This is a genomic window from Anabaena subtropica FACHB-260 (genome assembly GCF_014697105.1).
GTDB classification, from domain to species: domain Bacteria; phylum Cyanobacteriota; class Cyanobacteriia; order Cyanobacteriales; family Nostocaceae; genus Trichormus; species Trichormus subtropicus.
On sequence record NZ_JACJRF010000047.1, the window covers coordinates 1 to 24,103 of the forward strand.

The window sequence follows — 24,103 nt, forward strand, 5'->3', positions numbered from 1 at the left end:
ATAGCGTTCCAAAGTTTATGCTAGTCATGGGGGAAGTTTGATTTGAGAAGCTGGTAACTTTCATCTTCTTACTTCTCCCGCCTTTTTTCTTAATTCACATTAGGCGTAAATTGCCTTTGAAGCGGCAATGAAAATTTTTGAGTTATCAAAAAAATTCCCTGTGGAGGAAAGATATTCGTTAACTGATCAAATTCGTAGATCCTCTCGTTCTGTTTGTGCTAATTTAGCTGAAGCATGGAGAAAACGGCGTTATGAAGCAGCTTTTATCGCTAAATTAAATGATTGTGAGGCTGAAGCAGCAGAAACCCAAACTTGGATTGAATTTGCTGTCAAATGCAACTACATGAATGTAGAAATAGGACGAGAAGTTTATGCAAATTACAACCAAGTTTTATCAGGTTTGGTAAATATGATTAATAATCCATCACCTTGGTTGAGAAATCACTAATCCCCCCCTGCATCCCCTGCATCCCCTGCTCCTTTTGCTGTTTCAGCATCTCACAAAATTGAGTTGCTCCCGGTTTAGGGTGTAGAGGTGTAAGCGTTGATGAAACTATAATTTTTTGGTTGGTGTTATAGTCATAACTCATCACTTTATTAAAACCCTACACCTGTAAAGGAACCACAGGTAGAAAGAGTAGCCACTGGATTATTCTGTTAAATCTTCTGGAGTCAGGTTAGAGTGAACCACTTCACCATCTTTAAACCAAACAATGCGTTGGGTTTGACGGGCAACTTCTGGTTCATGTGTCACCATAACTACAGTAATACCACTACTATTTAATTCACTAAAGATATCTAATACCTCTTGGGTTGTACGCGAATCAAGTGCGCCTGTTGGCTCATCTGCTAAGAGTACTACGGGACGATTAACAATGGCACGGGCGATCGCTACTCTTTGTTGTTGTCCACCTGATAGTTGAGTTGGTTTGTTGCTAAGACGTTTTTCTAAGCCTACACGAATCAAAGCTTCTGTAGCGCGATCGCGTCTTTCATTAGGGTTGACTTCAGCATATACCATCGGTAACATGACATTTTCTAAGGCAGACAATTGGGGTAAAAGATGGAATTGTTGAAACACAAACCCCAATTTTCTGTTGCGGATATTTGCCAAGTCTGCATCATTCATTTGTGCCACATTCACATTATCTAAATAATAATGTCCTCCAGTTGGACGATCCAAACAGCCAATAATATTCATCGCTGTAGATTTACCAGAACCCGAAGGCCCCATAATTGAACAATACTCACCCTCATTGATGACCAAATTTACATTATTCAAAGCTTTGACTTCGGTTTCTCCACTACCGTAAATTTTAAAAATGTTTTCTAGGCGAATAATTGCCGATTTAGGTACAGGATGAGGAATTAGGGAATCAGTAATAGAAATAGTGTTTGCCATAATAATTTAGTTATTAACCTAAGTTGCTAGTTATCAATTAAGAACTGGTAATGGGTGAAAATCTTTTTTTAATTACCAATTATCGGTTATTACCAATTCTAAACACTACATCTACATCCAGCACTTTTCTTCTGGATGAGTTACATTACCCTCACCTCCAGCCTCTCAACTCTCACTTCAACAAAACCTCTTGTCTAACGTGTTTTCAGTTACAGTTCTGCATCGCATGATTAAGCCACAATGTTGATTAATCAACACAAAGTGCAGCCTAACCTGTAAATCATGCTGCTGTTACATGAAACCTCGAATTATTGTATGTGGCTTAGGACGAACTGGATATAAAATCTTCCGTTTGCTGAGACAACAGGGTGCGTTTGTAGTCGGTATTCATCACAAACCAATCCCTGGCGAAGCTGGAGGAGATGTAATTGTTGGCAATTTGCACACTGCTGCTACCCTAACAGCAGCTGGAATTCATCAAGCACACACTTTAGTGATTGCTGGCTCGGATGATGCGGTGAATTTGTCAATTATGATGCAGGCAAGGGTACTAAATCCGCATATTCGGATTATTAACCGTTTTTACAATACTAATTTAGGCGATCGCCTAGATCAAACTCTGCCAGAACACCTAAGTATGAGTGTGGTGGGATTAGCCGCACCATTGTTTACTTTTGCCGCTTTGGGAAATCAAGCGATCGGGCAGATCAAGTTATATGAGCAGACTTGGCCTGTCCAAGAAGAATATATTGATGAAGATCACCCGTGGTGTGGTTGTAAGTTAAGTGACTTCTGGGAAAATCCAGCCCGGATGCCGATTTATTATTTACCTGTAGAAGGGGAGATGAATTTGGTATCTGCGGTACTGGCTGGACAAGAGTTAAGAATAGGCGATCGCTTAATTGTAGGTATCCAACCCCGTATCCGTTCTTCTCGCAGATCCTTAATCAGAAAATGCCTCAAAGTTATTACTAGTTTGCGGCATTTTCAACAACATGGGCAATCAGTCATTGTGGGTGCGATCGTCTTACTAGTAATAGTGATAATTGCCACAATCACTTATATGTCTACTGAATTGAGTTTATCAATGGTTGATGCACTCTATTTTTCTGTAGGTATGATTACTGGTGCAGGTGGTAATGACAAAGTAGCAGAAAATGCCTCCAACAGTATCAAATTATTCACTGTTGTCATGATGCTGGTTGGTGCAGCTGTGATTGGTATTTGGTATGCCATGCTCACCGATTTTGTCTTGGGTACACGCTTCAAGCAATTTTGGGATGCTGCTCGGATTCCCCAACGCCATCACTATATTGTCTGTGGCTTAAGCGGCGTTGGTAGCAAAATTGTCCAGCAACTCCATACCAGTGGTTATGAAATAGTAGTTATTGAAACTGACTCCAACAATAAATATATCAACTCTGTACGGGGGCTAGGTATTCCCGTAATTCAAGGTGATGCAAGTTTCCGCACCATACTTAAAACTAGCAATATAGATCATGCTGCTGCTGTGTTGGCTGTAACCAATAATGATGCGACTAACCTAGAAATTGCCCTGAAAGCTAAAGGTTTAGTTCCCAAAATTCCCGTAATTGTCCACTATGCCGATCCTGATTTTGCCGGGATGGCACAACAGGTATTTGACTTTGAGGCGGTGTTAAGTTCAGCAGAATTGGCAGCGCCAGCATTTGCGGCGGCGGCTTTGGGGGGACGCATCCTGGGTAACGGCATTACAGCAGATAAACTTTGGGTAGCTTTTGCCACTTTAATTACACCATCACATCCTTTTTGTGATCATTTGGTGAAAGATATAGCCATGTCTGCTGATTTTGTGCCTTTATATGTAGAAACAAGTGGTCAAAGGATTCACGGCTGGGATTTATTAGCAACCCACCTCAATGAAGGCGATGTTTTATATTTAACTATGCCAGCAAACCAGTTATATAAATTGTGGCGTGATGAACGAGCCTGTAGAGCAAATACCCAACTTTAATATCTTCTCTGTGTCTTTGTGTTTCTGTGGTAATTAAACACAAAAACACAGAGAAAAATTTCTGACTACCGCACTTCGATGATCGCAATTACTTTTTCATCGCGGTTGAGTTGAAGGATGCTTTCACCTTTACCATCTCTACCCAAGATAGGTACTGTGTCTGTGGGTATCCGCACTACGCGGTCTTTATTGGTAAGTAGTGCCACTTCCACAGAAGCTTTTGTCCCAACCATAGCCGCGAGAGTATCGGTTTTATTGACAAATTTCATGGATTGTGTGCCTAAATCACCACGATTTGCTGACTTGATCTGATTTACAGGCAAGCGTTTAGCATATCCCTCTTGGGTGACTAACAATAAATGTTCTGCTTGTGCCGAACTAACACAGCCCACCATTTGCTGATTTCTTAGCAGTCGGAATGCTTGTAAACCCATAGCAGTCCTACCCATAATTGGCAGTTGTTCATCATTGGCTGGGAACCTCAACAATCTTCCCCCAGAACTAGCTAAAATTAGCTGCTCTCCTGGTTTGCTGAATTGAGTAAATAGCAATTCATCATCATCTTTGAGTTTTAAAATCGTAATGCCACGACGGGTCAGGTTAGTTAATTCTCCCAAAGACAGGCGCTTAATTCTTCCTTGCTTAGTCAAGAGAATTAATTGTTGAGCATTCAAATTTTCTGGGAGTAAAAAGCGACTGACTACAGGTTCTTGATTACCTTGAGCTGTACTTGTCAGCATGGTAATCAATGGTGTTCCCCGTGGAGAACGTCCAGTGGTTGGGGGAATATCTCCCACTTTCACAGGGTAGAGTTTGCCACCATTGGTAAGTACTAGTAACTCTTTGTGGGTGTCAGTTAAGTTAGTTTGAATAATGAAGTCATGTTCTAGCAACCCATTTTCCACCTTAGATTTTTTTCCTGGCTGAATCCGGCGTAAATATCCTCGGTGGGTAATCTCTAAAATTGCTTCTTCCGCAGGTTCTAAAGATTGAGAATTTTCTTGTTCCTCATCTGCTGTAACAGAACTGTTTTGTTTGTTTGCCTTTTTATTTTTCGGTAGTTCTTCAACAGTACTAGCACCTAATTTAGTGCGTCGAGGATCGCCGTATTTACGTTTGAGCGATCGCAACTCTTTTTTCAGCGCCTTGAGTAATTCCTTGCGATCGCTTAATAACCTCTCTAACAAAGTTATCTGTTCGCTCAGTTCGCCAAACTCGCGTTGTAAGTTCTCCTGTTCTAAGTTGGTGAGGCGACGTAAGGGCATCGCTAGAATTGCATCTGCCTGATCTTCACTCAACTCTAGTCGGCTACACAAGCTAATTTTTGCCGTACTACCATCAGCAGATCGGCGCAAAATTTCGATGACTTCATCTAAACTAGATAAGGCTTTGAGCAACCCTTCGACTGTATTTAATCTACTGGCTGCCTTACTCAACTCATAACCGTAGCGACGATTGAGTGTGTGTTCTCGGAAATTGAGAAACTCCTGCAACAATTGCCGCAAACTTAACTGGCGGGGTTGTCCCTCAACTATGGCTAAAAGAATTGCCCCAAAGTTAGTTTGCAAAGCTGTTTGATGATACAAATGTTGGAGAATTTCTTGGGGGTTGGTATCGCGTTTGAGTTCAATGACTACGCGCATCCCTTCGCGATCGCTTTCATCCCGCAGATCGGAAATTCCTTGCAAGCGACCTTGATTGACTAATTCCGCCACTTTTTCAATCCAGCCTGCCTTATTCACCTGATAAGGCAATTCAGTAACGATAATTGCCATCCGGCGTTTGCTTCCCCTGCCACCAGGAACTTCTTCGACTGTAGCAACACCCCGTAAAACAACACTACCTTTACCTGTGATGTATGCTTCTCGAATCCCAGCATCACCAACTATTTCCCCTCCCGTGGGAAAGTCTGGCCCTGGAATTAACTCTAATAATTTTTCATCGGCTAAATCTGGTTGGTCAATGAGAGCAATCAAACCATCAACAATTTCCCCTAAATTATGAGGGGGAATATTTGTTGCCATTCCGACAGCAATTCCTGAACAACCATTGAGCAACAAAAACGGCAACTGAGCAGGTAATACTGTCGGCTCTTGTTGGGAGTTATCAAAGTTACCAACAAACTCTACAGTTTCTTCACCAATTTCTGTCAGCATTCCCTCATGACTAATGGGAGCCAGACGCGTTTCTGTATAACGCATCGCCGCCGGCGGATCATTATCGACGCTGCCAAAATTGCCATGTCCACCGAGTAAAGGGTAACGACTGGAAAAATCCTGCACCAGCCTCACCAAAGCATCATAAACAGCTTGATCGCCATGAGGGTGGTATTTACCCAGCACATCCCCCACCACACGAGCGCATTTACGGTATGGTCTATCGGGGGTCAAACCGAGTTCGTGCATGGCATACAAGATCCGCCGATGCACTGGCTTTAAGCCATCACGAACATCTGGTAATGCTCGGCCAACAATCACACTCATGGCATATTCAAGATAAGACCGTTGCATCTCTGTGTGCAGGGCTGTTGTGATTACCTGTCCCGTTGAGAGAAGGTTTAACTGTTTTGCCATGAGTTTTTTCCCTGAAATTGAATTACATAAAAGTCGCTGGCACTAAACACGGCAGCAAACACAGCATAACGGATGAAATGGAATTCCTAACACAATCTTGATTATCACCAGATAACAAGCCGTAGTATTATCCTTGATGACAGGAAAGCATATTGATACTAAAAATAAGCTAGACAACTACGTTTTTTCTGGTTGTCATCCCCATCACCTCTATAAATAAAATTCTCATGAAAACTGTTCTGATTGTCGAAGACGATCTAATTAATGCTCGTGTTTTTTCTAAAATTTTGACCAAACGCGGTGGCTTGGGTGTGAAACATACTGAAAATGTAGAAGAAGTCATGAAAATTGCTCAGTCAGGAGAAGCAGACCTGATTTTAATGGATGTTTCTTTATCTAGAAGCGTTTACCAAGGTAAATCTGTTGATGGGATCAAAATTACACAAATGTTAAAGTCTGACCCACAAACGGCTAACTTACCTGTAATTTTAGTAACAGCACACGCTATGGAAGGCGATCGCGAGAACTTTCTCCGACTGAGTGGTGCTGATGGCTATATTTCTAAGCCTGTTGTAGACCATCAGCAGTTTGTTGACCAAATCATAGCTCTTCTCCCTAATGACAACCACTGAACACTCCAGACATTTTTAGGATTCTTCGCCCAAAAAAAGATTGGGCGATGGTTCCCAATTTTATAGTATAAAAGTACTATGAAATATTATTAATAAGCAAGTGGTAAGGGGAAATAAGCGGATAGGGGTGTAAGGGAAAGAACTATTTGCCAAACTCAGTATCTTTAAATGAGATGAATTATTGATTTCACCCACCCCCTACATCTCTAAACCCCTAAACCCCTAAACCCCTAATTTCACTGTCTAGTAGCAGGAGTGTTTTCTGCCTGACCTAAAGCAGCCTGAATACGTGGTAACTCCAAGAATTGTTTGGTATCAGATAGTAAACGATCGCCCCAAAGATTTTCTTTGAGAAAATCTAAATCGGCATAACGCTGATCAATGCGAAGTGCGGCTTCTCCTAAAGATAAACCTTGTTGGCGATCGCCTTTGGTGTACAAGGCAACTGCTAGAGCGAGTAATGGTTCTGCGGCTTGTTTATCAAGGGACACAGCATTTTGCCATTGTTTAATGGCTTCATCGACTTTACCTTGTTCGTAATTGATTAAGCCGATGTTATTAATTGCCGGCCAAAACTTTTTATCTTGAGCTACAGCTTTGTTGTATTGAGCGATCGCCTCTGGTAATCGTCCTACCATGTAGTAAGCATTACCCAAATCAAACCAACCGTCTGCTTCGTTAGGTTTTAACTTCAAACCCGCTTGGTAATGCTCAATAGCTGCTTGATATTGTTTCTGCTGAAAACTAGCCGAACCCAAAGCAAACAGAACATCTCCATTCTTGGGATTGATTGTTTTGGCTCTATTTAAGGACGCGATCGCTGCATCATAGTTTTTAGTCTGCAATTGCAAACCACCCAAGAGAAACCAAACTTTATCATTCCCAGGAGCTAGCTGGCTAGCCAGTCTTGCTCTTGCTAAAGCCAATTCATACTGTTGAAACTGTCCTAGTTGAGCCGCTTCTTGGGCTAAACTCAACCCTTGCTTCTCCAATTTTGCTGTATCTAGCTGCAATGTATGAGGTATCAGCGCCTGTGCATGAGCTGCTTGGGGCATACTCCACAAACCGCAGACAACCAGAAGAGAAATTAAACTAACGTGTTTAGGCACACTACCGCCTTTTGAGCCACAAATCAAATAATCTTTCAGCTAGCTTAAACGATCTCCGCCCAAGGTGGCAGGTAAATGTTACAGTCGTTTGCGCGGCCAAGGGGATGGAGATACTCTTGCACCAGTGGAGAGTGAGCAGTTAAGTGTTAATTGGTTCGATCTCCCACCATTTTTGGGCAAAAGGTTGTCGGCTTGTGTTAGTACCACAATGAATTTCCCCGCCACCCCGAAAATAAGGATCCCAATCATCAAGAAAGTGACAAACTAAACCCAAAGGTTCTAAAATTTCTTTAACGTAAGCTTCAAATTGACATTGATCATTTACTTTGGGTCCAAATGGTTTGGGAATAGCAAGATGTTGCTTGAGAACGATCATATTGACCATGTTTGGGAAAAATGTTTCGGCTCGTCCATCGCCATCATCTGCAAACAACCCAGGTATGTCGATAATGTCTTCTTCTGCTAAACCTAATTCCTCTTTGAGAACTTCTCGGTTCCAGTTAATATATTCTTGAAAACGCTGGTTATCACGAGCTAAGTCTTCATTCTTGAGAACATCTGCCACACTAATATCAGCAGGTTTGTTATAAAGTTTTTTTCCTTGCCGTAATAAGACCTGAGAATGTCCTTGAGCTAGTAAGTGTTTGAGCAGATCATAACACTTGCCAGGGCTAGCTAAAAGTAGTTTAAATCCTTTAGGGTTAGAAGCAGGAACAAAGGTCATAAACTCGTCAATGTGACCTACACTGAGCCAGTCAGAAAAAATTTCCAAGGGAGCTTGAATCTTTTGGGCATAAAGAAAGTTTCGCAAGACTTTTAACATCCGCCGGGGCTTTTGCATAATTTCTTTACGTGTTCCCCCAAATATCAGACGACCAAAGGGATAATGAACGCCTTTTGCGGTTACTGGTGGAGAAACTTCTAGATTACCAAAAGAGTCTAACTTTGTGGGTTCATAGCAGCTTTTGCGGGCTACATAACCAAAATCAATTCCTAATAGTTTGCGTTGGGCGAAGTGAACTAATCCGCGATCGCGTGGCGAATCAAATACTACGTGTATGCAGTGTCCCGGTGCTTGAGTGTAACCAATTTCAATTTCGTCTCGCATCCAAGGATCGTCTTGATGAAACTCAAAAGGAACAGGATCTAGTTGTGCGTCGGCTTTACCAACAACTTTTCTCAGTTCCTCAATAAATTCTTAGTTAGCTCCCTTAGATAAACGCGAAACAAAGACAGTGATTGGAGATAAGGTATTAGGAGTCATCATCCAAGGAGCCACTCGAAAAATCACGCGATCGCTGTAGATGATTTTGCCATCTTTGACGAGATTTAAATTAATCTCCACCATGCCATCGAAATCAACATCGGGATAACTTAATCCTTCAATAGCCAGAATAATGTCTCTGTCAGTATTCCTGATTTTTGCTTTTGTTCTCTTCCCCCCAATTAACTCATAACCACTTCTATCTAATTCGTCATAAATCCGAATACGTTTGGCTGTGTCTTGGTCAACTGACAAGTAAAGCTCGCATCCAGCAGGTAAATCTCTTAAGCCAACCTTGCGAACAATCATCAAGCTAAAATCTTTCAGATCCAGCAGCCCTTGAATATAGTTATCTTCGCCATCATATTTACCATCAGAATGAACGAGGTCGCGATCGCTATTTACTAATAGGATTGCACCATGTCCATTAATTCCCCATTGCCAATCCCCTTTATGAGAATTATTTTCTTCAATTACTCCGTCTCTATCTGCATCCACATCTAGACAAATTCGCAGACAGGTTAGCTTGAATCGAACTTGACTTAGCTGACGACCTGTATCATCTTGAAAGGTTATTTCTAAAGAACGGTCTTTTAGCTGATCACTAAAGGTTCTTGCCAGCAGGGTAATCTCTGAAACTTGCTTGAGAGGAAGGGGGGTTTGTATAGCAATCGGTTGCTTGGTGCTGGAATAAATTTCGATTTCTCCCCGTGTTTTGAAGCTAACAATTGCCTCCTCAGAAGGCACAAGATTTTTTAAGGATATTTGCAGTGGCTGACCGACAACTAGAATATTTTCGTAATCTCTAGTTTTTTGTGGAGAACGTGAGTGTAGGGTATTAGATGTTTCAATGGGTAATAAACTTTTCATAATTTATGAACATAAAAATCTTGTGCCTGTTATAGTTTCTCATAAATGATTTTGGAGTCATATCATCCCTGATAGAGATAATTCTCCTTTCTATCAGAGATTTTTAGGTAATTTTCAAGGGAAGAGAATTTGTCTACTCATCACATCTAAACTGTGGATTACTCCCGCCAGAACGGATATGTTTGGTTGTGAGAGCAATAGTAGAAATGTTTTCTTTTATTTTTAGGAATTGACTAATAATTACGAATTATTATGACTATAGTCATACATCACTAGGTAAATATTAGTGACTTTTGTCACTTACAAAATCCTCACTACTTGGCTGATAATTGGTGACATAGGTAGGCAAATTCCCAACGCCTTAACCTCAACAGCAAGCAACATCAGCACAAATAAGGAATCAGTTTTATGTTGAAAAAAAATAGCGCAACTATCTTTTTAGCTGCTGCCGCCCTGTTTGCACCCATGCTTTTGGCTACCCCTGCCAATGCTGGAAGTAGATATAACAATAGGCAAGTAAACCAAAGAAGACCAGTTTATAGTCAACCAGTTTATCAGCGACGAGTTCCCCAGCGACAAGTTTATCAACGAGTAGTCAGACTTGGTAACGGTGCTTATAGGCTACCTAATGGGCGAGTTATTCCTGCTAACAGATTGGTCAGACTACGCAATCCTGGTTATTGGAGATTACCTAGTGGGGATATTGTTCTTCCTAGCCAAGAAATTGTTCCTGTTAGAAGCATAGTCCGACTAAGAGATGGTAGCATTAGGCTGCCTAATGGAATTCTAGTCAGACTCTAATATATACTGCATCAAAAAAGTTTGTAGTGGGGATTTTAGTCCAGATTTGACTCTAGCGCTGGAGTGCTGGCTGCAACCCTCAAAGCTACCTTGACGAATTACTAGTAATTAATAAATTGCATCATGATGAATTGAAGAAGATACAAAAAACAGTGTTTTTACATCTTCTTTGAATAACTAGACATAATACATACAGGGCTACCAATATACAGAGCTAGTTATTCATAACTGGTTCTGTATCATATTTTTCGACAATGGAGTGCAAATGACAATTGAGACAACACACCCTGTAGATTCACCAGTATTGCTTCCACAGACGAAGAAAAAAGCCAAAATTAATTGGCTGTCTTGGCTGATGGTCTTGGGGATTTTAGGTGGTATTGGTTATACTACTTATTACCAAGTAACAGTCCGTCCTCGTCAAGAAGCCAGAAGCAGGGTACCGACACGGTCTGTACAAAGGCAGACTCTATCGATTACAGTTTCAGCCAACGGAATGGTTAAGCCTGAACGGTCAGTCAATTTAAGCCCCAAAAATTCCGGCATTCTCAAACAACTGCTAGTAAAGGAAGGCGATGTTGTCAAACAAGGGCAAATATTAGCCTACATGGATGATTCCAACTTGCGAGGGCAATTGATCTCAGCACAGGGGCAATTAGCACAGGCTGAAGCCAACTTGCAAAAGGCACAAGCAGGCAATCGTCCACAAGATATCGGTCAATCTCAGGCTCAGTTAGATGAAGCGTTAGCCAATTTACGGAAGCTAGAAACAGGTAATCGTCCACAAGATATCGCTCAAGCCCAAGCACGTTTAAACAGCGCTCAAGCAAACTTAAATCAAGTAGAAGACGATTTACGTCGTAATCAACAACTTTATAATGATGGAGCGATCGCTCTACAAGCTGTCAATCAAAAACGTACAGAACGAGATAGCGCTCAAGCCCAGGTAAATGAAGCGCAACAAGCACTAGCTTTACAACAAGCGGGTTCACGCCAAGAAGATATTGAGCAAGCAAGAGCTACGGTACGACAAAGACAGGAAGCTTTAGCACTACTGAAGGCAGGGAACCGCAGAGAAGATATTGATGTAGCGCGGGCCCAGGTAACATCTGCCCGTGGTTCGTTGCAAAATACCCAAGCTCAAATCAATGACACCATACTGCGTGCGCCTTTTGATGGGGTTGTTACCCAAAAATTTGCTGACCCCGGTGCTTTTGTCACCCCAACCACCTCAGGAAGTGCCGTTTCTTCAGCAACTTCTTCCTCTATTTTGGCTCTGGCTTCACAAAATGAAGTTGTGGCTAATTTATCTGAATCAAATATTGCCAAAATCAGTTTAGGTCAAAGAGTTACGATTACAGCAGATGCCTATCCTGGTAAAACTTTTGAAGGTAAAGTCAGTCAGATTGCGGCTCAAGCCACAGTAGAGCAGAATGTCACTAGTTTTCAAGTCAAAGTATCGTTGACTGATCCGCAAAGATTACTGCGATCGGGGATGAATGTAGCAGCAGACTTCCAAGCTGGTCAATTGGAAAATGCCTTAGTAGTTCCCACAGCCGCAGTTGTGCGCCGAGAAAATGCCACAGGTGTATTTGTTTCAGGTGCAAATAATCAAGCCGTGTTTACTCCCATTGAAACTGGAGCGACGGTAAATAATTTTACTGAGGTAAAATCTGGCTTAAAAGGTGATGAGAGAGTTTTGCTCAGTTTCCCACCAGGAATGCGACCACAATCTACACCAAGAGGCGGAATTTTCCCCGGTATGGGTGGCGGTCGTGGTGGCGGTCGTTCGGGCAATGCTGCTCCTTAAGCTGAATTTTCCAACACTATGCTAAAAATTTTTTATAAAAAAGATAATAGCCGTACAGTCCCGTTTCTAGAAATCTTGACGATGGCGGCTGAAACTCTGTGGAGTAATAAATTACGCACAGGATTGACTATGCTGGGTGTAATTATTGGGATTGCTTCAGTCATTGCTATCACCTCTGTAGGTCAAGGGGTGCAGAAGAGTGTGGAGCAACAAATCCAAGCATTGGGAACAGATGTCATCCAAATTTTGGCGGGTGCGCCTAGAGGTGGAAATGTCCGCCAGGGTTTAGGTTCTACTAGCACCTTAACTTGGGAAGATGCAAAAGCGATCGCCCAACAAGCACCCTCTGCCGAAATTGTCTCTGCTTTCCTCCAGCGAAATGCCCAAGTTGTTTATGGTGGTGAAAACACCTCAACCACAATTTACGGCACAGACTTAAACTACCCAGATGCAAGAAATACTTACCCCCAATATGGGAGATTCTTTACCCAAGAAGAATTAAACACGGCTGCACAAGTTGCGGTGATTGGGCCGACAGTGCAAAGAACCCTCTTTGGGCAAGGTATCACACCCATAGGTGAGAAAATTCGCATTCAAGGAGAAGCTTATGACGTGATTGGCATTACGGAACCAAAAGGTTCTCAAGGCCCAACAGATAGAGATGACCAGATATTTATCCCGCTCACAAGTATGTCGAAGCGTCTGGTTGGGAATAATGCGCTAACTGGCGTTGCTGTGAGTGGAATTTTAGTTAAATCTAGCAATACAGAGCAGTTAGAGGCGGCACAATTTCAAGTCACGAATATCTTACGCTTGCGTCATAATATATACCCACCACAAGCCGACGACTTTCGTTTAACTAACCAAGCTGATATTGTGAGTACCTTTACTAATGTGGTAGGTTTATTTACAATCATGGTAGTAGCGATCGCTGGCATTTCCCTAGTCGTTGGCGGTATTGGGATTGCTAATATCATGCTAGTGTCTGTTGTCGAACGCACCAGAGAAATTGGTATTCGCAAAGCAGTAGGAGCCACTAATTCAGCCATTCTCAATCAATTTTTAGCTGAGGCGATCGTCATTTCTATTGTTGGCGGTGGTATAGGTATAGGAACTGGCATTCTCATTGCTTTTGCTGCCGCTACTATTTTTAAATTTCCCTTTGTAATTTCTATTTTATCAGTCATCGTCGGTTTTGCTCTTTCCCTAACCGTCGGTTTAATCGCCGGGGTAATTCCCGCCAGAAATGCCTCCAAACTAGATCCCATCACCGCCTTACGCAGTGATTAAATTAAGTACACCACTTCATTAATTTGTAGTGGATTGATATGAGAAACACTCTGTGTACCTTAATGTTAATCCCCGCGTTACTCTGCGTTAAAAAATAGTACTGCTTATGACAACAATGATTTGGATGGAATCCATTACTAAAACTTACCAGTTAGGAGAAGTTTGCGTTCCCATACTCAAAGGAATTGAACTTTCTATTGAGGAAGGAGAATATGTTTCCATCATGGGTGCATCAGGTTCTGGTAAATCCACACTCATGAATATTCTAGGATGCCTGGATCGTCCTAGCGCTGGACACTATATTTTTGAAGGTAGAAATTTGACTACTTATGATGATGATGAATTAGCTTATATTCGCAATCAAAGAATAGGTTTTGTCTTTCAGCAGTTTAATTTGTTAACACGGGCAACAGCCTTAGAAAATGTCATGCTACCAATGGTTTATGCTAACTTACCCAAACACAAACGTCGTCAAAGAGCATTAGAAGCATTAAAAAAAGTGGGACTGGGAGAACGTATTTTAAACCGCCCTAGTCAACTTTCTGGTGGACAACAACAACGGGTAGCTATTGCTCGCGCCTTAGTAAATCGACCAGCTTTAGTTTTAGCAGACGAGCCAACGGGAGCTTTAGACACTGAAACATCTCATGAAGTGATGAGTTTATTGACAGAATTAAATCAGCAAGGAATCACAATTGTTATTGTTACTCACGAACCAGATATCGCTGCTCAAACCAAGAGAGTTATTCGAGTTCAAGATGGTTTAATAGTATCATCATAATTAGATATAATGTATAAAATAAAAAAGAAAGACTTAACAAAACTTTTACGCGTCTAGGTAAGAGGAGCGTAAGACTTTTCAAGGCAGACGCTTTTCTACATTAAGAGACGATTTATAAAGTAAAGGGCATTGCCCAACCTACAAATACTTAGATTTTTTCAATCATCAAATAGGATTTTTATAAGTACGAAAGGCTGAAATAATAAAAGTTCGTAGTAAGGGCTTTAGCCCTTCACAACCTGGCAAGAGAGCGATAAATTGCTCACTACGAACACAACTTTATTTTATATTTAATTGTGTCTACCTACTTAATCTCTACTAGACATCACCCATCATATCTATTTGGGTCTTTTTTCTCCTTTTTTTTCTGAGGATCTTTCTTAGCTTTTTTGGTTTCTCTATTGCCATTTTTCTTCGACATAATTACTCTCCAATGTAAAGTTAAGTGAAATAACTACAATGCCAATAATTTCTTTTACAAGAGATAATTCCTCTACAAAATGTTCCAAAAGTGGAGAAAGCCTTGACCGGAGAATACTTCCATCAAAGCATCTGCTAAAAAGCCTATCATTGCTAGGCGATCATTCCAATTTTCGGACTGATGAGTAAAGCCCCAAAACCCAAGATTGCGTTTATTAGAAATTGTTTTTGTAGCTTTTGTCGTGTCTGACATAATTAATGCTCCAAAATTTTCCATGTTATTTTTGAATTTTGAATTGTTAATCCCTTACTGCATAGCAGCGATTAGGTAGTCGAAGTAATTATTAACTTCACTACTGTCTTCAACAGAAATCATTGACATGGCAACATTCTTCATTGCACGGATACTTTCTGCAACAGCCTCAATCGGAGTACCGAGGGATCTATACATTTCGCGGACACCAATGACCCCAATTTCTTGAATTGGCGTAGAATCACCGGCTACAATACTGTATGTGATTAAACGTAGGTAGTAATCCATGTCCCGCAAGCAAGTTGCAGTCATTTCTTGACCATAGGCGTTACCACCAGGTGAAACAATATCTGGGCGTTTCTGAAATAGTTGGTTTCCAGATTGCTTAACAATGCGCTCTCTGTTCTCTGTTAAAACTTGAACTAGGCGGAGACGACTCCCAGCAGTTGTGGCGAACCTCTTGATCTGCTCAATCTCACCAGGGCTAAGATAGCGTGCTTCAGCGTCCGCATTGAGAATCGACTTTATGATCAGACTCATTAATAGAATACTCCTGCAAAAAAAATGAATTAATGAATTTATGTTTGCTCCCCTAGATTGGGTAAACCCAGAGGCGCATTACCTATTTGTGAGTCACTTATGTATCTGATTAGCCAACATTGGCTCTAGTAAAACTTTATTCCCTCAAATTGGCTTGAATGAGGCTGATTTCTTTGAGGTTTGCTTGCCTAAAATTTTTTTCCCGGCTGCATATCGCCTTAAAGCTTCATTGGCATCCATATCGGCTGCCTCACTATGTGTAGCGTTTTCGCTGGTTTTCTATTTCTATTATAGACCGAGATTTCTTCTGTGTGCTAGTAACAATATTTCCCCTTGAGTTTTTACCTCAATTAGGGAACTGCAACTATGGGGTAGCTTGTGCAGTTGGTTTGTCATCTGACGATTTCACCCATTAAGTTTCAGGCATATAAATATACTAAAGGCTAGAATTAAGATAAATCGGCAACCATATCACCTCTTACTCGTCTATTCATGGGATTTGAATAAATATTTATTTTCTGACTTTTGTTTCTCATAACCAGACCACTCCCCGAACCAAAGTTAATAGGTTGCTACTTATGATTGCATATATAGAAGTTCCGATTATTGGTAAAATTAAATACCCCACACGTTGGCTAATGGGATTGATAACAGCTGGTGTATTGGTAGTAAGTGTAACAACTTATAAGATTTTTCAGCCGGGAAACAATAAACAAGATGTGACACAACTAACAGTTCCGGTGGAAACCAAGAACGTCACCATCAGAATTACTGCTAGTGGTAAGGTTGTGCCGATTCAGAGTGTGAATATTAGTCCGAAAAATCCTGGTGTCCTGGCGCAATTATATGTCGAACAAGGCGATCGCGTGGAGCAAGGACAAATTATTGCCCGGATGGATGTGGGTGATATCGAAGCCCAAATTGCTCAATATCGTGCCAATGTAGCTCAATCTCAAGCCCAGTTGGATCAAGCTAAGGCGGGGAATCGTCCCCAAGAAATTGCTCAATCCAAGGCACGTCTAGCACAAGTACAAGCCCAGTTAGCCGAATCTGTAGCTGGTAATCGCCCCCAAGAAATTGCCAAAGTCGAAGCCCAAGTTGATGCAGCTCAAGCCAGGGTGAATTACACGGCTGAACAGGTAAAACGTTATCAATACCTTTACGATCAAGGTGCAGAGAGAAAACAATTACTCGATCAAGCCATCAGTGAAGATAAAAGTGCTAGAGCTAATTTAGCAGAGGCGCAAAAACAATTGTCGTTGCTGCAAAGTGGTACTCGTAGCGAAGTTATCTCAGCGAAAGAAGCAGCTGTAACTGAAGCAAGGGCAGCACTAGTGCTTTTACAAGAAGGTAGTCGTCCTGAAGAAATCGCCCAACGTCAAGCCGCACTGAGAGCTGCCCAAGCACAGTTAGCAGCAGCTAATGTTAGGCTATCCGAAACAGTAATTCGCGCTCCCTTCTCTGGTATAGTCACTCAGAAATACTCGAATATCGGTGCTTTTGTTACGCCTACAACCTCAGCCTCAAGCAGTGCATCAGCTACTTCTAGTTCCATTGTGGCTGTAGCACGAGGCGTAGAAATACTGGCGCAAGTCCCAGAAACTGATATTGGCCGCATCAAACAAGGACAGCAAGTGGAAATTGTCGCAGATGCCTATCCTGATCAAGTTTTTCAAGGTCGTGTCCGTTTAATTGCGCCGGAAGCGGTAATTGAACAAGGTGTGACATCCTTTCAAGTACGGGTGGCTATTGATACGGGAATAGATAAACTGCGATCTGGCTTGAATGTAGATTTGACCTTTTTGGGCGATCGCGTCAGTGATGCTTTAGTATTACCAACTGTGTCTATTGTCACCGAAAATGGTAAAACAGGTGTTTTAGTGCCAGATACCAACAATAAACCCCAGTTTCGAGAAGTCACAGTAGGCGCACAAATCGAAGACCAAACTCAAGTTTTATCAGGCGTAAATCAAGGCGATCGCGTGTTTGTTGACTTACCCCAAGACTACAAAATCCAACAGGCCAAAGAGAAAGCAAATCAATGAACTTCTTAGAAAGCGTGCAAATGGCAGGGAAAACTCTGCTGTCGAATAAACTGCGTAGCGCCCTGACTATGTTGGGGATTGTCATTGGTAACGCCTCAGTGATTGCGATGATTGGCATTGGTGAGGGGGGACAGAGTTATGTGAAGAGAGAGTTAGAATCTCTAGGGCCAAACGTGCTGTTTGTGATTCCAGGGAACCAAGCCACTCAACGCATCTCTAACAGCTTACCAAAAACTCTGGTGTTAGCAGATGCAGAAGCGATCGCCACCCAAGTACCAACTATCTCAGCCGTGACTGTAGAGTTAAATAGTAGGCAAGTAGTGACCTACAGTAACAGAAATACTAACGTTAATATTATTGGTACAAATCCCAACTTTTTAGTTGTACGTGATTTTACTGTGGATCAAGGACGATTTTTTACTGATGTAGATATGAAGCGCAGCAATCAGGTTGCGGTAGTTGGTGCAAAATTAGCTGGAAGACTCTTTGGTAATACTAATCCTGTAGGCCAGCAGTTACGCATAAAAGATACCAGCTTTCAAGTCATTGGTGTATTGGAAGGCAAAGGTTCAAACCTTGGTGTTGATTATGATGATGCGGCAATGATACCCGTAATCACAGCAGCAAACCGCATTATTGGACGCACTTCTCCCTACGGCTTGGAGTTGACTTTTATCGTCGCCTCAGCGAAGAATGCCGAAAGTGTAGATGCAGCAGTCTTTCAAATTACTAACTTGCTGCGACAACGACACAAAATCACAGGTGAAGACGACTTTACCATCAGGACTCAAAAAGATGCCTTGCAAACAGTCGGACAGATCACAGGTGCATTGACAATTATGTTAGCAGCGATCGCTGGCATATCCTTATTTGTTGGTGGCATCGGTATCATGAATATTATGCTCGTCTCCGTCACCGAACGTACCCAAGAAATCGGGCTGCGTAAAGCTATCGGCGCAACAGAACAGGATATTTTGTTGCAATTTATGATTGAATCCGTGATTGTATCTGCCATTGGTGGCTTAGTTGGGACTGGCGTTGGTGTCAGTGGCATCATGTTAGTTGCAGCTTTCACACCCTTAGAAGCAGCCATTTCTCCAGTAGCCATTGCTACGGCTGTTAGTGTTTCCGGTGCGATCGGCTTATTTTTTGGCGTAGTTCCCGCCCGTCGTGCGGCTAAACTCGATCCCATCGTGGCTTTAAGAAGTGCGTAATACCAATTTACAATTCGCAATACCGCAAGCGGTGAACACGGTAGCGTTCCGTAGGAAAGGCTAACGCCGACGCAATTCGCAATTGAAAAATACTGGCTTGACAAGGGTTTCTGGATGTGGGTCTGTTTCAAGATTTTCGTTTCTCTTGAAGTAGTATCGAAACTGACATTTAATAGAAGATTTAGAATATGGAATATGTTGAAAACACACAGTCCAACACTGAGGTTTTAGCGAAAGAAACTCTCATTTTCCCAGGATTTTATACAACTAACATCGGGAAACTTTCTAGTACTGATACCTCAAGTTTTCAAGGAGTCTTTACTACTGCTATCACCAATCTAAAGAACGACTACACTAAAGATAAGTATATACGTGACGAGAGATTTGATCAGTCTTGGGATCACATTCAAGGTGAGGCGCGAGAACTCATAGTTAAACTTCTGGAAATGTACTGTGCTGCTGAGTACTCAGGATTTCTTCTATACAAAGAATTATCACATGAACTTAAGGAAACAAACAGCGTCCTTTCAGATGGATTCTCCCTGATGTCTCGTGATGAAGCCCGTCACGCTAGTTTTCTAAATAAAGCCCTATTAGATTTTCATCTTAAACCTGGATTAGGTTTTCTAAAGAAAGAACATAGAAAATATATTTTTCTACCTTTTTCATGGTTTATCTACTCTACCTATCTGTCTGAGAGAATTTCTAGCTGTTATTACATAACCATTTTCGAGCATTTAGAATCTCATCCTGAATACTCCATCTATCCTCTTTTTAGCTTCTATAAATCATGGAGTGAAGATGAGAATCGACATGGAGATTTTTTTGGTGCAGTTATTAAATCTCAACTACAACTTTCTAATGGATTGAAGGCAAGATTAGTCTGCAAGTTCTTTTTGCTGCTGATTTTTAGTATGACATACTTCAAGCATAAAAGTAATTATAAACTCCTTGCATTGCTTGGGCTAGATGCTCGTGAATACTACGTGTCTACAATAAGAAAGGTCAACAACTCTATCAGAAAAGATTTACCTGTAGTTATCGATCTTGAGGAGTTACAGTTGTTTGAAGAATTAGACATTTGCTTGCTGCATATTTCAGAAAATGAAAAAATCAATATTTCAAATCAGAACACTCTCTTAAAATTAATTAGAAAAATTCCGCATTATTCCACTATTTTATTAGTTATATTACGTCTATTAATACGTAGTGGAACTGCTTAAAAGATTAACCTAGATGTATTAATGCTTTTTACGGTTGGGAATTAGCAAAAAACAATCACCCTTACCTTTTTTCTTAATGCCTACCTAACTACTAGTTTGATTGAACACATCTAAAATATGTCGGCAGACTTGTTTGAGTTGATTACCAACCTCAACAGAGGGTGCAGATTCACCCACAAAACTCCAATTTTCCACTGTAGACAGTCGCCACACCTCACCCCGATGATCAAATCCCGCTACTTCTAAACCAATCGCCCGGCGTAACTTTGTCATCGGGTCTTGGTAAAATCGGATTTGAATTAAAACACTACGACTACGCCAAGATTTGCTGACACCAGGAAAATGAAAGCCAATGTCAATAGAATCTGGATCAACTAACTCTCTAGTTTCTGGATCATTCTTCCAAGGTTTTAAATCTGATTTAGCATCAGGAAACTCAAATTTGAATAAATTCACTACCGTAGCAATCTTGCTGGCGAGTTCAAGGTTAGTTGCCTGTTCAGATGCGTTCACTAAAAAACACTCCTTTGTTTTGTCAGTCTAGGGGAATGTGACAAAATAAAACCGCCAGAAGGCTTATCATACTTGGTTTTTTAGCTTATCAAGACCCTGGAAATTTAGCAACTTTTTATCAGGCTTTCCTCATAATGGTGGTGAGGTAAATTGAGCAGCAACCGCTTATTCTTAGTTCAGGGATTATATAAGATTCTATTGAGTAATTATACTCAAAAAAAGCTGATACTGCACCTTTTGTAGAAAATATGACGTGAGCATATTAAAAATTTTCGGCAAAATCATTTATTAGTAAGAACGATAACTTACCTTTGCGATCTAAAATTACACTGTGAATCGGCAAAAAGAAACCAACCAATTTCAGTGTATGGCGCGTCAACGCTCAATTATTTCATTACTTCTGGTATTATTAGCAACTTTCCTCATTAGTTGCAGCAGTCCTACTACCGCAGTTGCACCACCAACCTACACAACTGCACAACTGGAAAAAATTCAAGGATACGCACCAGATATTCAGGTTGTGCGCGATCGCGCGGACGAACTGAAAAACTTGATCCTGAAAAAAGAATGGATTGATGTAGGTAATTTTATTCATGGCCCCATTACGGAAGCCAGGTTAACTATGACCTATATCACACCCAACCTGCTACCTAAAGACCAAGTCACAGCACGGCAAATCAACAAAGATTTTCTCAGTCACCTAGTGAAAATCGATCAGGCTGCTAGTGCTGGTAATTCTGCACTTGCTTTAAGTAATTATCAAGCTGCTGTTGCAGATATTGATAAGTTCATCCAACTGCTACCTGACACTAGCAGTCAGTCAGAGGCAGGTTAAGACAGGGGAAAATAAGAGATGAGGGAGGAAAAGAAGCAGGGGATTAGGAAGTAGGGGGAGAAATTTCCTCTTTTTCCGCTAACCTGATTCCTCATTCTTCCCTCACCTCTCCCATTGTGTAAACAAAACTTATGAATGTAGCGATTATTGGTTGCGGTGTCGTTGGGGCGGCGATCGCCTATGAACTCAGCCAAGTCCCCGGAATCAAAATCACAGTTTTTGACAAACAACCACCCGCACAAGCTTCTACAGGTGCAGCACTCGGTGTTTTAGTAGGCATCATCAGTCAAAAAATCAAGGGTAAAGCTTGGCAGATGCGGCAAACTAGCATTCAACGCTATGAAACTTTGATTCCTGAACTCGAAGCTATCACAGGGCGCAAAATTCCTTTTAACCGTCAAGGTATTCTTAGTCTTTGCTTAGACGCAGAAAAGTTAGAAGGTTGGGAAAAGTTAGCAGCCATTCGCCACTCCCAAGGTTGGCAATTAGAAATCTGGGACACAGCTAAACTTAAACATATCTGTCCTCAAGTTGTAAATCCTCAAATTACAGGCGCTGTCTACTCTCCACAAGACCGCCAACTAGATCCGACTGCCTTAACTTTAGCTTTAGTTGAAGCTGCCCAGCATAATGGAGTAACTTTCAGATTTGGTGTAACAGTGTTGGGAGTAAATACCACACAAACAACTCAATGCACATCAGTCGAGACAACAGAAGGTCAAATTACCACAGACTGGATAATTATCTCGGCTGGGTTGGGTTCCACAGCTATCACAACACAACTCAACCAAAAAGTAGATATTCGTCCTGTGTTGGGACAAGCTTTGCAAGTACGCTTAGGGCATTTGCTAGGAAATCCCGACTTTCAGCCAGCGATTACAGGTAATGACGTGCATATAGTCCCTGTAGGTGGTGGCGACTATTGGATAGGTGCAACAGTGGAATTTCCCACAAATGGCGATGAAATACCACCTAATCACGAACTACTGGAAACTGTTAGACAACAAGCGATCGCTTTCTGTCCAGAATTAGCAACAGCCCAAATTATTCGCACTTGGTCAGGATTACGCCCCCGTCCTGAAGGTCGCCCAGCACCAGTAATTGATGAAATACCAGGGTTTAGTAATCTACTGTTGGCGACTGGACACTATCGCAATGGTGTTTTACTCGCACCCGCAACTGCTCAGGCAATTCGTGAGAAGATTCTCAGATAGGGAGTAATGAGTTAGGAGTAATGAGTAATGAGTAATGAGTAATAAGTGGTAAGTCATTATTCCTAATTCACGCCTAATGTGAATTAGGAGAACTGTTGATTTTTGACTAATGACCAAATATTTTGAAAAACTTTTTAGGAAAAGAGCGTGTCGATAACAGAAAATAAAATAACAGTAAATTCTTTAGAGTGGTTTTATCGGGAATCTCTACCAATTGGTAGGAGTGACTTACTGCCTGTGTTGTTACTGCACGGTATACCGTCACAAAGTTATAGTTGGCGAAATATCTTACCAGCATTAGCTAGTCAAGGAACACGAGCGATCGCTCCAGATTGGATTGGTTCGGGCTTTTCGTCCAAGCCTGAAAAACAAGAGTTTGCTTACACTACAGAAGCATACATCACAGCATTAGCCGGATTTATTCAAGCATTAGAAATTGAACGTTTTTCTCTAGTTGTGCAAGGTTTTTTAGGGTCTGTCGGTCTACAATATGCCTTAAAATACCCCCAACAAATTGCTAACATAGCCATCTTAAATACCCCAGTTTCTACTGCTGCCAAATTACCTTGGAAAATTAAACAAATGGGTCTACCTTTTATCGGTGACATGATGACTCAAGACCCCTTATTAATTGACAGGACTTTAGAAGGTGGTAGTCGTTACCGCATTGAAGACCAAGATTTAGACGTTTATCGCAAACCTTTTTTGAAAACCTCTGCCGTAGGAAGGGCGCTTTTAACTACCATCCGCAATTTGCAACTCCCTGAAGCCATGACAGAAATTGAATCTGGCTTTAAACAATGGCAACAACCAATTTTACTACAATGGGGAATGATAGACCCTTGGTTGCCCGTAGAAGTAGCACAACAGTTTGCTGATACCGTACCTAATGCCGAATTAGTCAAACTTAACAACGTCGGTCACTACCCACAAGAACACTACCACAAAACAATTTTAGAAGACCTTCTCCCCTTTCTACGTCGTGCTGAGGGTTAACTGTTGACTATTGACTGTTCTCCTACTCCCTACTTTCATCATGATCACAACAATGATGACCTCCGGGCGGGCGTAGTCCATCTCTACGAGAGGCTGCGACAACGCCTATCTCCGGTACAGGATCATAACCACCAGGATGAAAGGGATGACAGCGTAAGATGCGACGTATAGCCATCCAGCCACCATGTAAAACGCCAAATCTTTCAATGGCTTGGATGGCATACATTGAGCAAGTGGGCTGAAAGCGACAAGTCGGGGGATATAGTGGTGAGATAAACATCCTATATCCCTGAATCAACCAAATCAATATTTGCTTCATGAGCGT

At 41.5% G+C, this 24,103-nt stretch carries 20 protein-coding genes and 1 pseudogene; 13 read left to right on the forward strand and 8 right to left on the reverse strand.

What is annotated here, in order from left to right:
* Nucleotides 1–109 precede the first annotated feature (109 nt).
* Nucleotides 110–448: a four helix bundle protein gene (locus H6G18_RS20430; protein ID WP_190408976.1), complete on the forward strand. Its 339-nt coding sequence runs from the start codon at nt 110–112 to the stop codon at nt 446–448.
* 201 nt (nt 449–649) lie between these two features.
* Here H6G18_RS20430 and H6G18_RS20435 read toward each other — a convergent pair whose 3' ends face one another.
* Complete coding sequence (locus H6G18_RS20435) at nt 650–1,402, reverse strand: ABC transporter ATP-binding protein (RefSeq protein ID WP_190408934.1); 753 nt, start codon at nt 1,400–1,402, stop codon at nt 650–652.
* A gap of 295 nt (nt 1,403–1,697) precedes the next feature.
* Between H6G18_RS20435 and H6G18_RS20440 the strand changes: the two genes are divergently transcribed.
* Nucleotides 1,698–3,395: a potassium channel family protein gene (locus tag H6G18_RS20440; RefSeq protein ID WP_190408935.1), complete on the forward strand. Its 1,698-nt coding sequence runs from the start codon at nt 1,698–1,700 to the stop codon at nt 3,393–3,395.
* Between the two features lie 65 nt (nt 3,396–3,460).
* On the opposite strand, the gene gyrA is transcribed toward H6G18_RS20440, so the two are convergent.
* Nucleotides 3,461–5,968, reverse strand: coding sequence for a DNA gyrase subunit A (gene gyrA / locus H6G18_RS20445; RefSeq protein ID WP_190408936.1), 2,508 nt, complete (start codon nt 5,966–5,968; stop codon nt 3,461–3,463).
* A gap of 227 nt (nt 5,969–6,195) precedes the next feature.
* Here gyrA and H6G18_RS20450 point away from each other — a divergent pair, with 227 nt between their 5' ends.
* Nucleotides 6,196–6,600 carry a response regulator gene (locus H6G18_RS20450; RefSeq protein WP_190408937.1) on the forward strand — a complete coding sequence of 135 codons (405 nt, stop codon included), beginning with the start codon at nt 6,196–6,198 and terminating at the stop codon, nt 6,598–6,600.
* A 236-nt stretch (nt 6,601–6,836) separates the two neighbouring features.
* Here the strand turns inward: H6G18_RS20450 and H6G18_RS20455 are convergent, their stop codons facing one another.
* Both H6G18_RS20455 and H6G18_RS20460 read right to left on the reverse strand, forming a co-directional pair.
* The gene (locus H6G18_RS20455) at nt 6,837–7,709 is read right to left on the reverse strand and encodes a tetratricopeptide repeat protein (RefSeq protein ID WP_190408938.1); all 873 of its coding nucleotides are present in this window, start codon (nt 7,707–7,709) and stop codon (nt 6,837–6,839) included.
* A 139-nt stretch (nt 7,710–7,848) separates the two neighbouring features.
* Nucleotides 7,849–9,843, reverse strand: a pseudogene (locus H6G18_RS20460) (protein-arginine deiminase family protein).
* Between the two features lie 408 nt (nt 9,844–10,251).
* On the opposite strand from H6G18_RS20460, the gene H6G18_RS20465 reads away from it, so the two are divergent.
* The 4 genes from H6G18_RS20465 (at nt 10,252) to H6G18_RS20480 (ending at nt 14,525) form a co-directional block, all read left to right on the forward strand.
* A complete protein-coding gene (locus H6G18_RS20465; RefSeq protein ID WP_190408939.1) occupies nt 10,252–10,644 on the forward strand; it encodes a hypothetical protein in 393 nt (130 codons plus the stop codon).
* A 265-nt stretch (nt 10,645–10,909) separates the two neighbouring features.
* Nucleotides 10,910–12,454, forward strand: coding sequence for an efflux RND transporter periplasmic adaptor subunit (locus H6G18_RS20470; protein ID WP_190408940.1), 1,545 nt, complete (start codon nt 10,910–10,912; stop codon nt 12,452–12,454).
* Between the two features lie 18 nt (nt 12,455–12,472).
* Nucleotides 12,473–13,744: an ABC transporter permease gene (locus H6G18_RS20475; protein ID WP_190408941.1), complete on the forward strand. Its 1,272-nt coding sequence runs from the start codon at nt 12,473–12,475 to the stop codon at nt 13,742–13,744.
* Between the two features lie 106 nt (nt 13,745–13,850).
* Nucleotides 13,851–14,525, forward strand: a complete 675-nt coding sequence (locus tag H6G18_RS20480) for an ABC transporter ATP-binding protein (protein WP_277875620.1) — start codon at nt 13,851–13,853, stop codon at nt 14,523–14,525.
* A 493-nt stretch (nt 14,526–15,018) separates the two neighbouring features.
* On the opposite strand, the gene H6G18_RS20485 is transcribed toward H6G18_RS20480, so the two are convergent.
* Nucleotides 15,019–15,198, reverse strand: coding sequence for a high light inducible protein (locus H6G18_RS20485; RefSeq protein WP_190408942.1), 180 nt, complete (start codon nt 15,196–15,198; stop codon nt 15,019–15,021).
* A gap of 54 nt (nt 15,199–15,252) precedes the next feature.
* Entirely contained in the window at nt 15,253–15,738 is a 486-nt protein-coding gene (locus H6G18_RS20490) for an allophycocyanin (RefSeq protein ID WP_190408943.1), read from the reverse strand.
* Between the two features lie 578 nt (nt 15,739–16,316).
* On the opposite strand from H6G18_RS20490, the gene H6G18_RS20495 reads away from it, so the two are divergent.
* From H6G18_RS20495 to acsF, 3 genes are all read left to right on the forward strand, one after another.
* Nucleotides 16,317–17,783, forward strand: coding sequence for an efflux RND transporter periplasmic adaptor subunit (locus H6G18_RS20495; protein WP_190408944.1), 1,467 nt, complete (start codon nt 16,317–16,319; stop codon nt 17,781–17,783).
* Nucleotides 17,780–18,997, forward strand: coding sequence for an ABC transporter permease (locus H6G18_RS20500; protein ID WP_190408945.1), 1,218 nt, complete (start codon nt 17,780–17,782; stop codon nt 18,995–18,997). The genes H6G18_RS20495 and H6G18_RS20500 overlap by 4 nt, the downstream gene beginning before the upstream one ends.
* Nucleotides 18,998–19,185: 188 nt before the next feature.
* A complete protein-coding gene (gene acsF / locus H6G18_RS20505) occupies nt 19,186–20,220 on the forward strand; it encodes a magnesium-protoporphyrin IX monomethyl ester (oxidative) cyclase (protein ID WP_190408946.1) in 1,035 nt (344 codons plus the stop codon).
* Nucleotides 20,221–20,304: 84 nt separating this feature from the next.
* On the opposite strand, the gene H6G18_RS20510 is transcribed toward acsF, so the two are convergent.
* Complete coding sequence (locus tag H6G18_RS20510) at nt 20,305–20,733, reverse strand: hypothetical protein (protein WP_190408947.1); 429 nt, start codon at nt 20,731–20,733, stop codon at nt 20,305–20,307.
* Between the two features lie 331 nt (nt 20,734–21,064).
* On the opposite strand from H6G18_RS20510, the gene psbQ reads away from it, so the two are divergent.
* From psbQ to H6G18_RS20525, 3 genes are all read left to right on the forward strand, one after another.
* Nucleotides 21,065–21,568 carry a photosystem II protein PsbQ gene (gene psbQ, locus H6G18_RS20515; RefSeq protein WP_390825527.1) on the forward strand — a complete coding sequence of 168 codons (504 nt, stop codon included), beginning with the start codon at nt 21,065–21,067 and terminating at the stop codon, nt 21,566–21,568.
* Between the two features lie 131 nt (nt 21,569–21,699).
* Entirely contained in the window at nt 21,700–22,782 is a 1,083-nt protein-coding gene (locus H6G18_RS20520; RefSeq protein ID WP_190408948.1) for an NAD(P)/FAD-dependent oxidoreductase, read from the forward strand.
* Between the two features lie 147 nt (nt 22,783–22,929).
* A complete protein-coding gene (locus H6G18_RS20525; RefSeq protein ID WP_190408949.1) occupies nt 22,930–23,778 on the forward strand; it encodes an alpha/beta fold hydrolase in 849 nt (282 codons plus the stop codon).
* Nucleotides 23,779–23,800: 22 nt separating this feature from the next.
* Here H6G18_RS20525 and yidD read toward each other — a convergent pair whose 3' ends face one another.
* On the reverse strand, nt 23,801–24,097 hold the full coding sequence (gene yidD, locus H6G18_RS20530; protein ID WP_190408950.1) for a membrane protein insertion efficiency factor YidD: 297 nt from the start codon (nt 24,095–24,097) through the stop codon (nt 23,801–23,803).
* Nucleotides 24,098–24,103 lie beyond the last annotated feature (6 nt).

Excerpts from the sequence above, each read along its gene's own strand:
- H6G18_RS20470 (WP_190408940.1), top strand. The coding sequence starts at position 10,910 with ATGACAATTGAGACAACACACCCTGTAGATTCACCAGTATTGCTTCCA.
- H6G18_RS20520 (WP_190408948.1), top strand. The coding sequence starts at position 21,700 with ATGAATGTAGCGATTATTGGTTGCGGTGTCGTTGGGGCGGCGATCGCC.
- H6G18_RS20485 (WP_190408942.1), bottom strand. The coding sequence starts at position 15,198 with ATGTCAGACACGACAAAAGCTACAAAAACAATTTCTAATAAACGCAAT.
- H6G18_RS20465 (WP_190408939.1), top strand. The coding sequence starts at position 10,252 with ATGTTGAAAAAAAATAGCGCAACTATCTTTTTAGCTGCTGCCGCCCTG.
- gyrA (WP_190408936.1), bottom strand. The coding sequence starts at position 5,968 with ATGGCAAAACAGTTAAACCTTCTCTCAACGGGACAGGTAATCACAACA.
- H6G18_RS20475 (WP_190408941.1), top strand. The coding sequence starts at position 12,473 with ATGCTAAAAATTTTTTATAAAAAAGATAATAGCCGTACAGTCCCGTTT.
- H6G18_RS20490 (WP_190408943.1), bottom strand. The coding sequence starts at position 15,738 with ATGAGTCTGATCATAAAGTCGATTCTCAATGCGGACGCTGAAGCACGC.
- H6G18_RS20450 (WP_190408937.1), top strand. The coding sequence starts at position 6,196 with ATGAAAACTGTTCTGATTGTCGAAGACGATCTAATTAATGCTCGTGTT.
- H6G18_RS20480 (WP_277875620.1), top strand. The coding sequence starts at position 13,851 with ATGACAACAATGATTTGGATGGAATCCATTACTAAAACTTACCAGTTA.
- H6G18_RS20500 (WP_190408945.1), top strand. The coding sequence starts at position 17,780 with ATGAACTTCTTAGAAAGCGTGCAAATGGCAGGGAAAACTCTGCTGTCG.
- H6G18_RS20440 (WP_190408935.1), top strand. The coding sequence starts at position 1,698 with ATGAAACCTCGAATTATTGTATGTGGCTTAGGACGAACTGGATATAAA.
- H6G18_RS20435 (WP_190408934.1), bottom strand. The coding sequence starts at position 1,402 with ATGGCAAACACTATTTCTATTACTGATTCCCTAATTCCTCATCCTGTA.
- H6G18_RS20495 (WP_190408944.1), top strand. The coding sequence starts at position 16,317 with ATGATTGCATATATAGAAGTTCCGATTATTGGTAAAATTAAATACCCC.
- yidD (WP_190408950.1), bottom strand. The coding sequence starts at position 24,097 with ATGAAGCAAATATTGATTTGGTTGATTCAGGGATATAGGATGTTTATC.
- acsF (WP_190408946.1), top strand. The coding sequence starts at position 19,186 with ATGGAATATGTTGAAAACACACAGTCCAACACTGAGGTTTTAGCGAAA.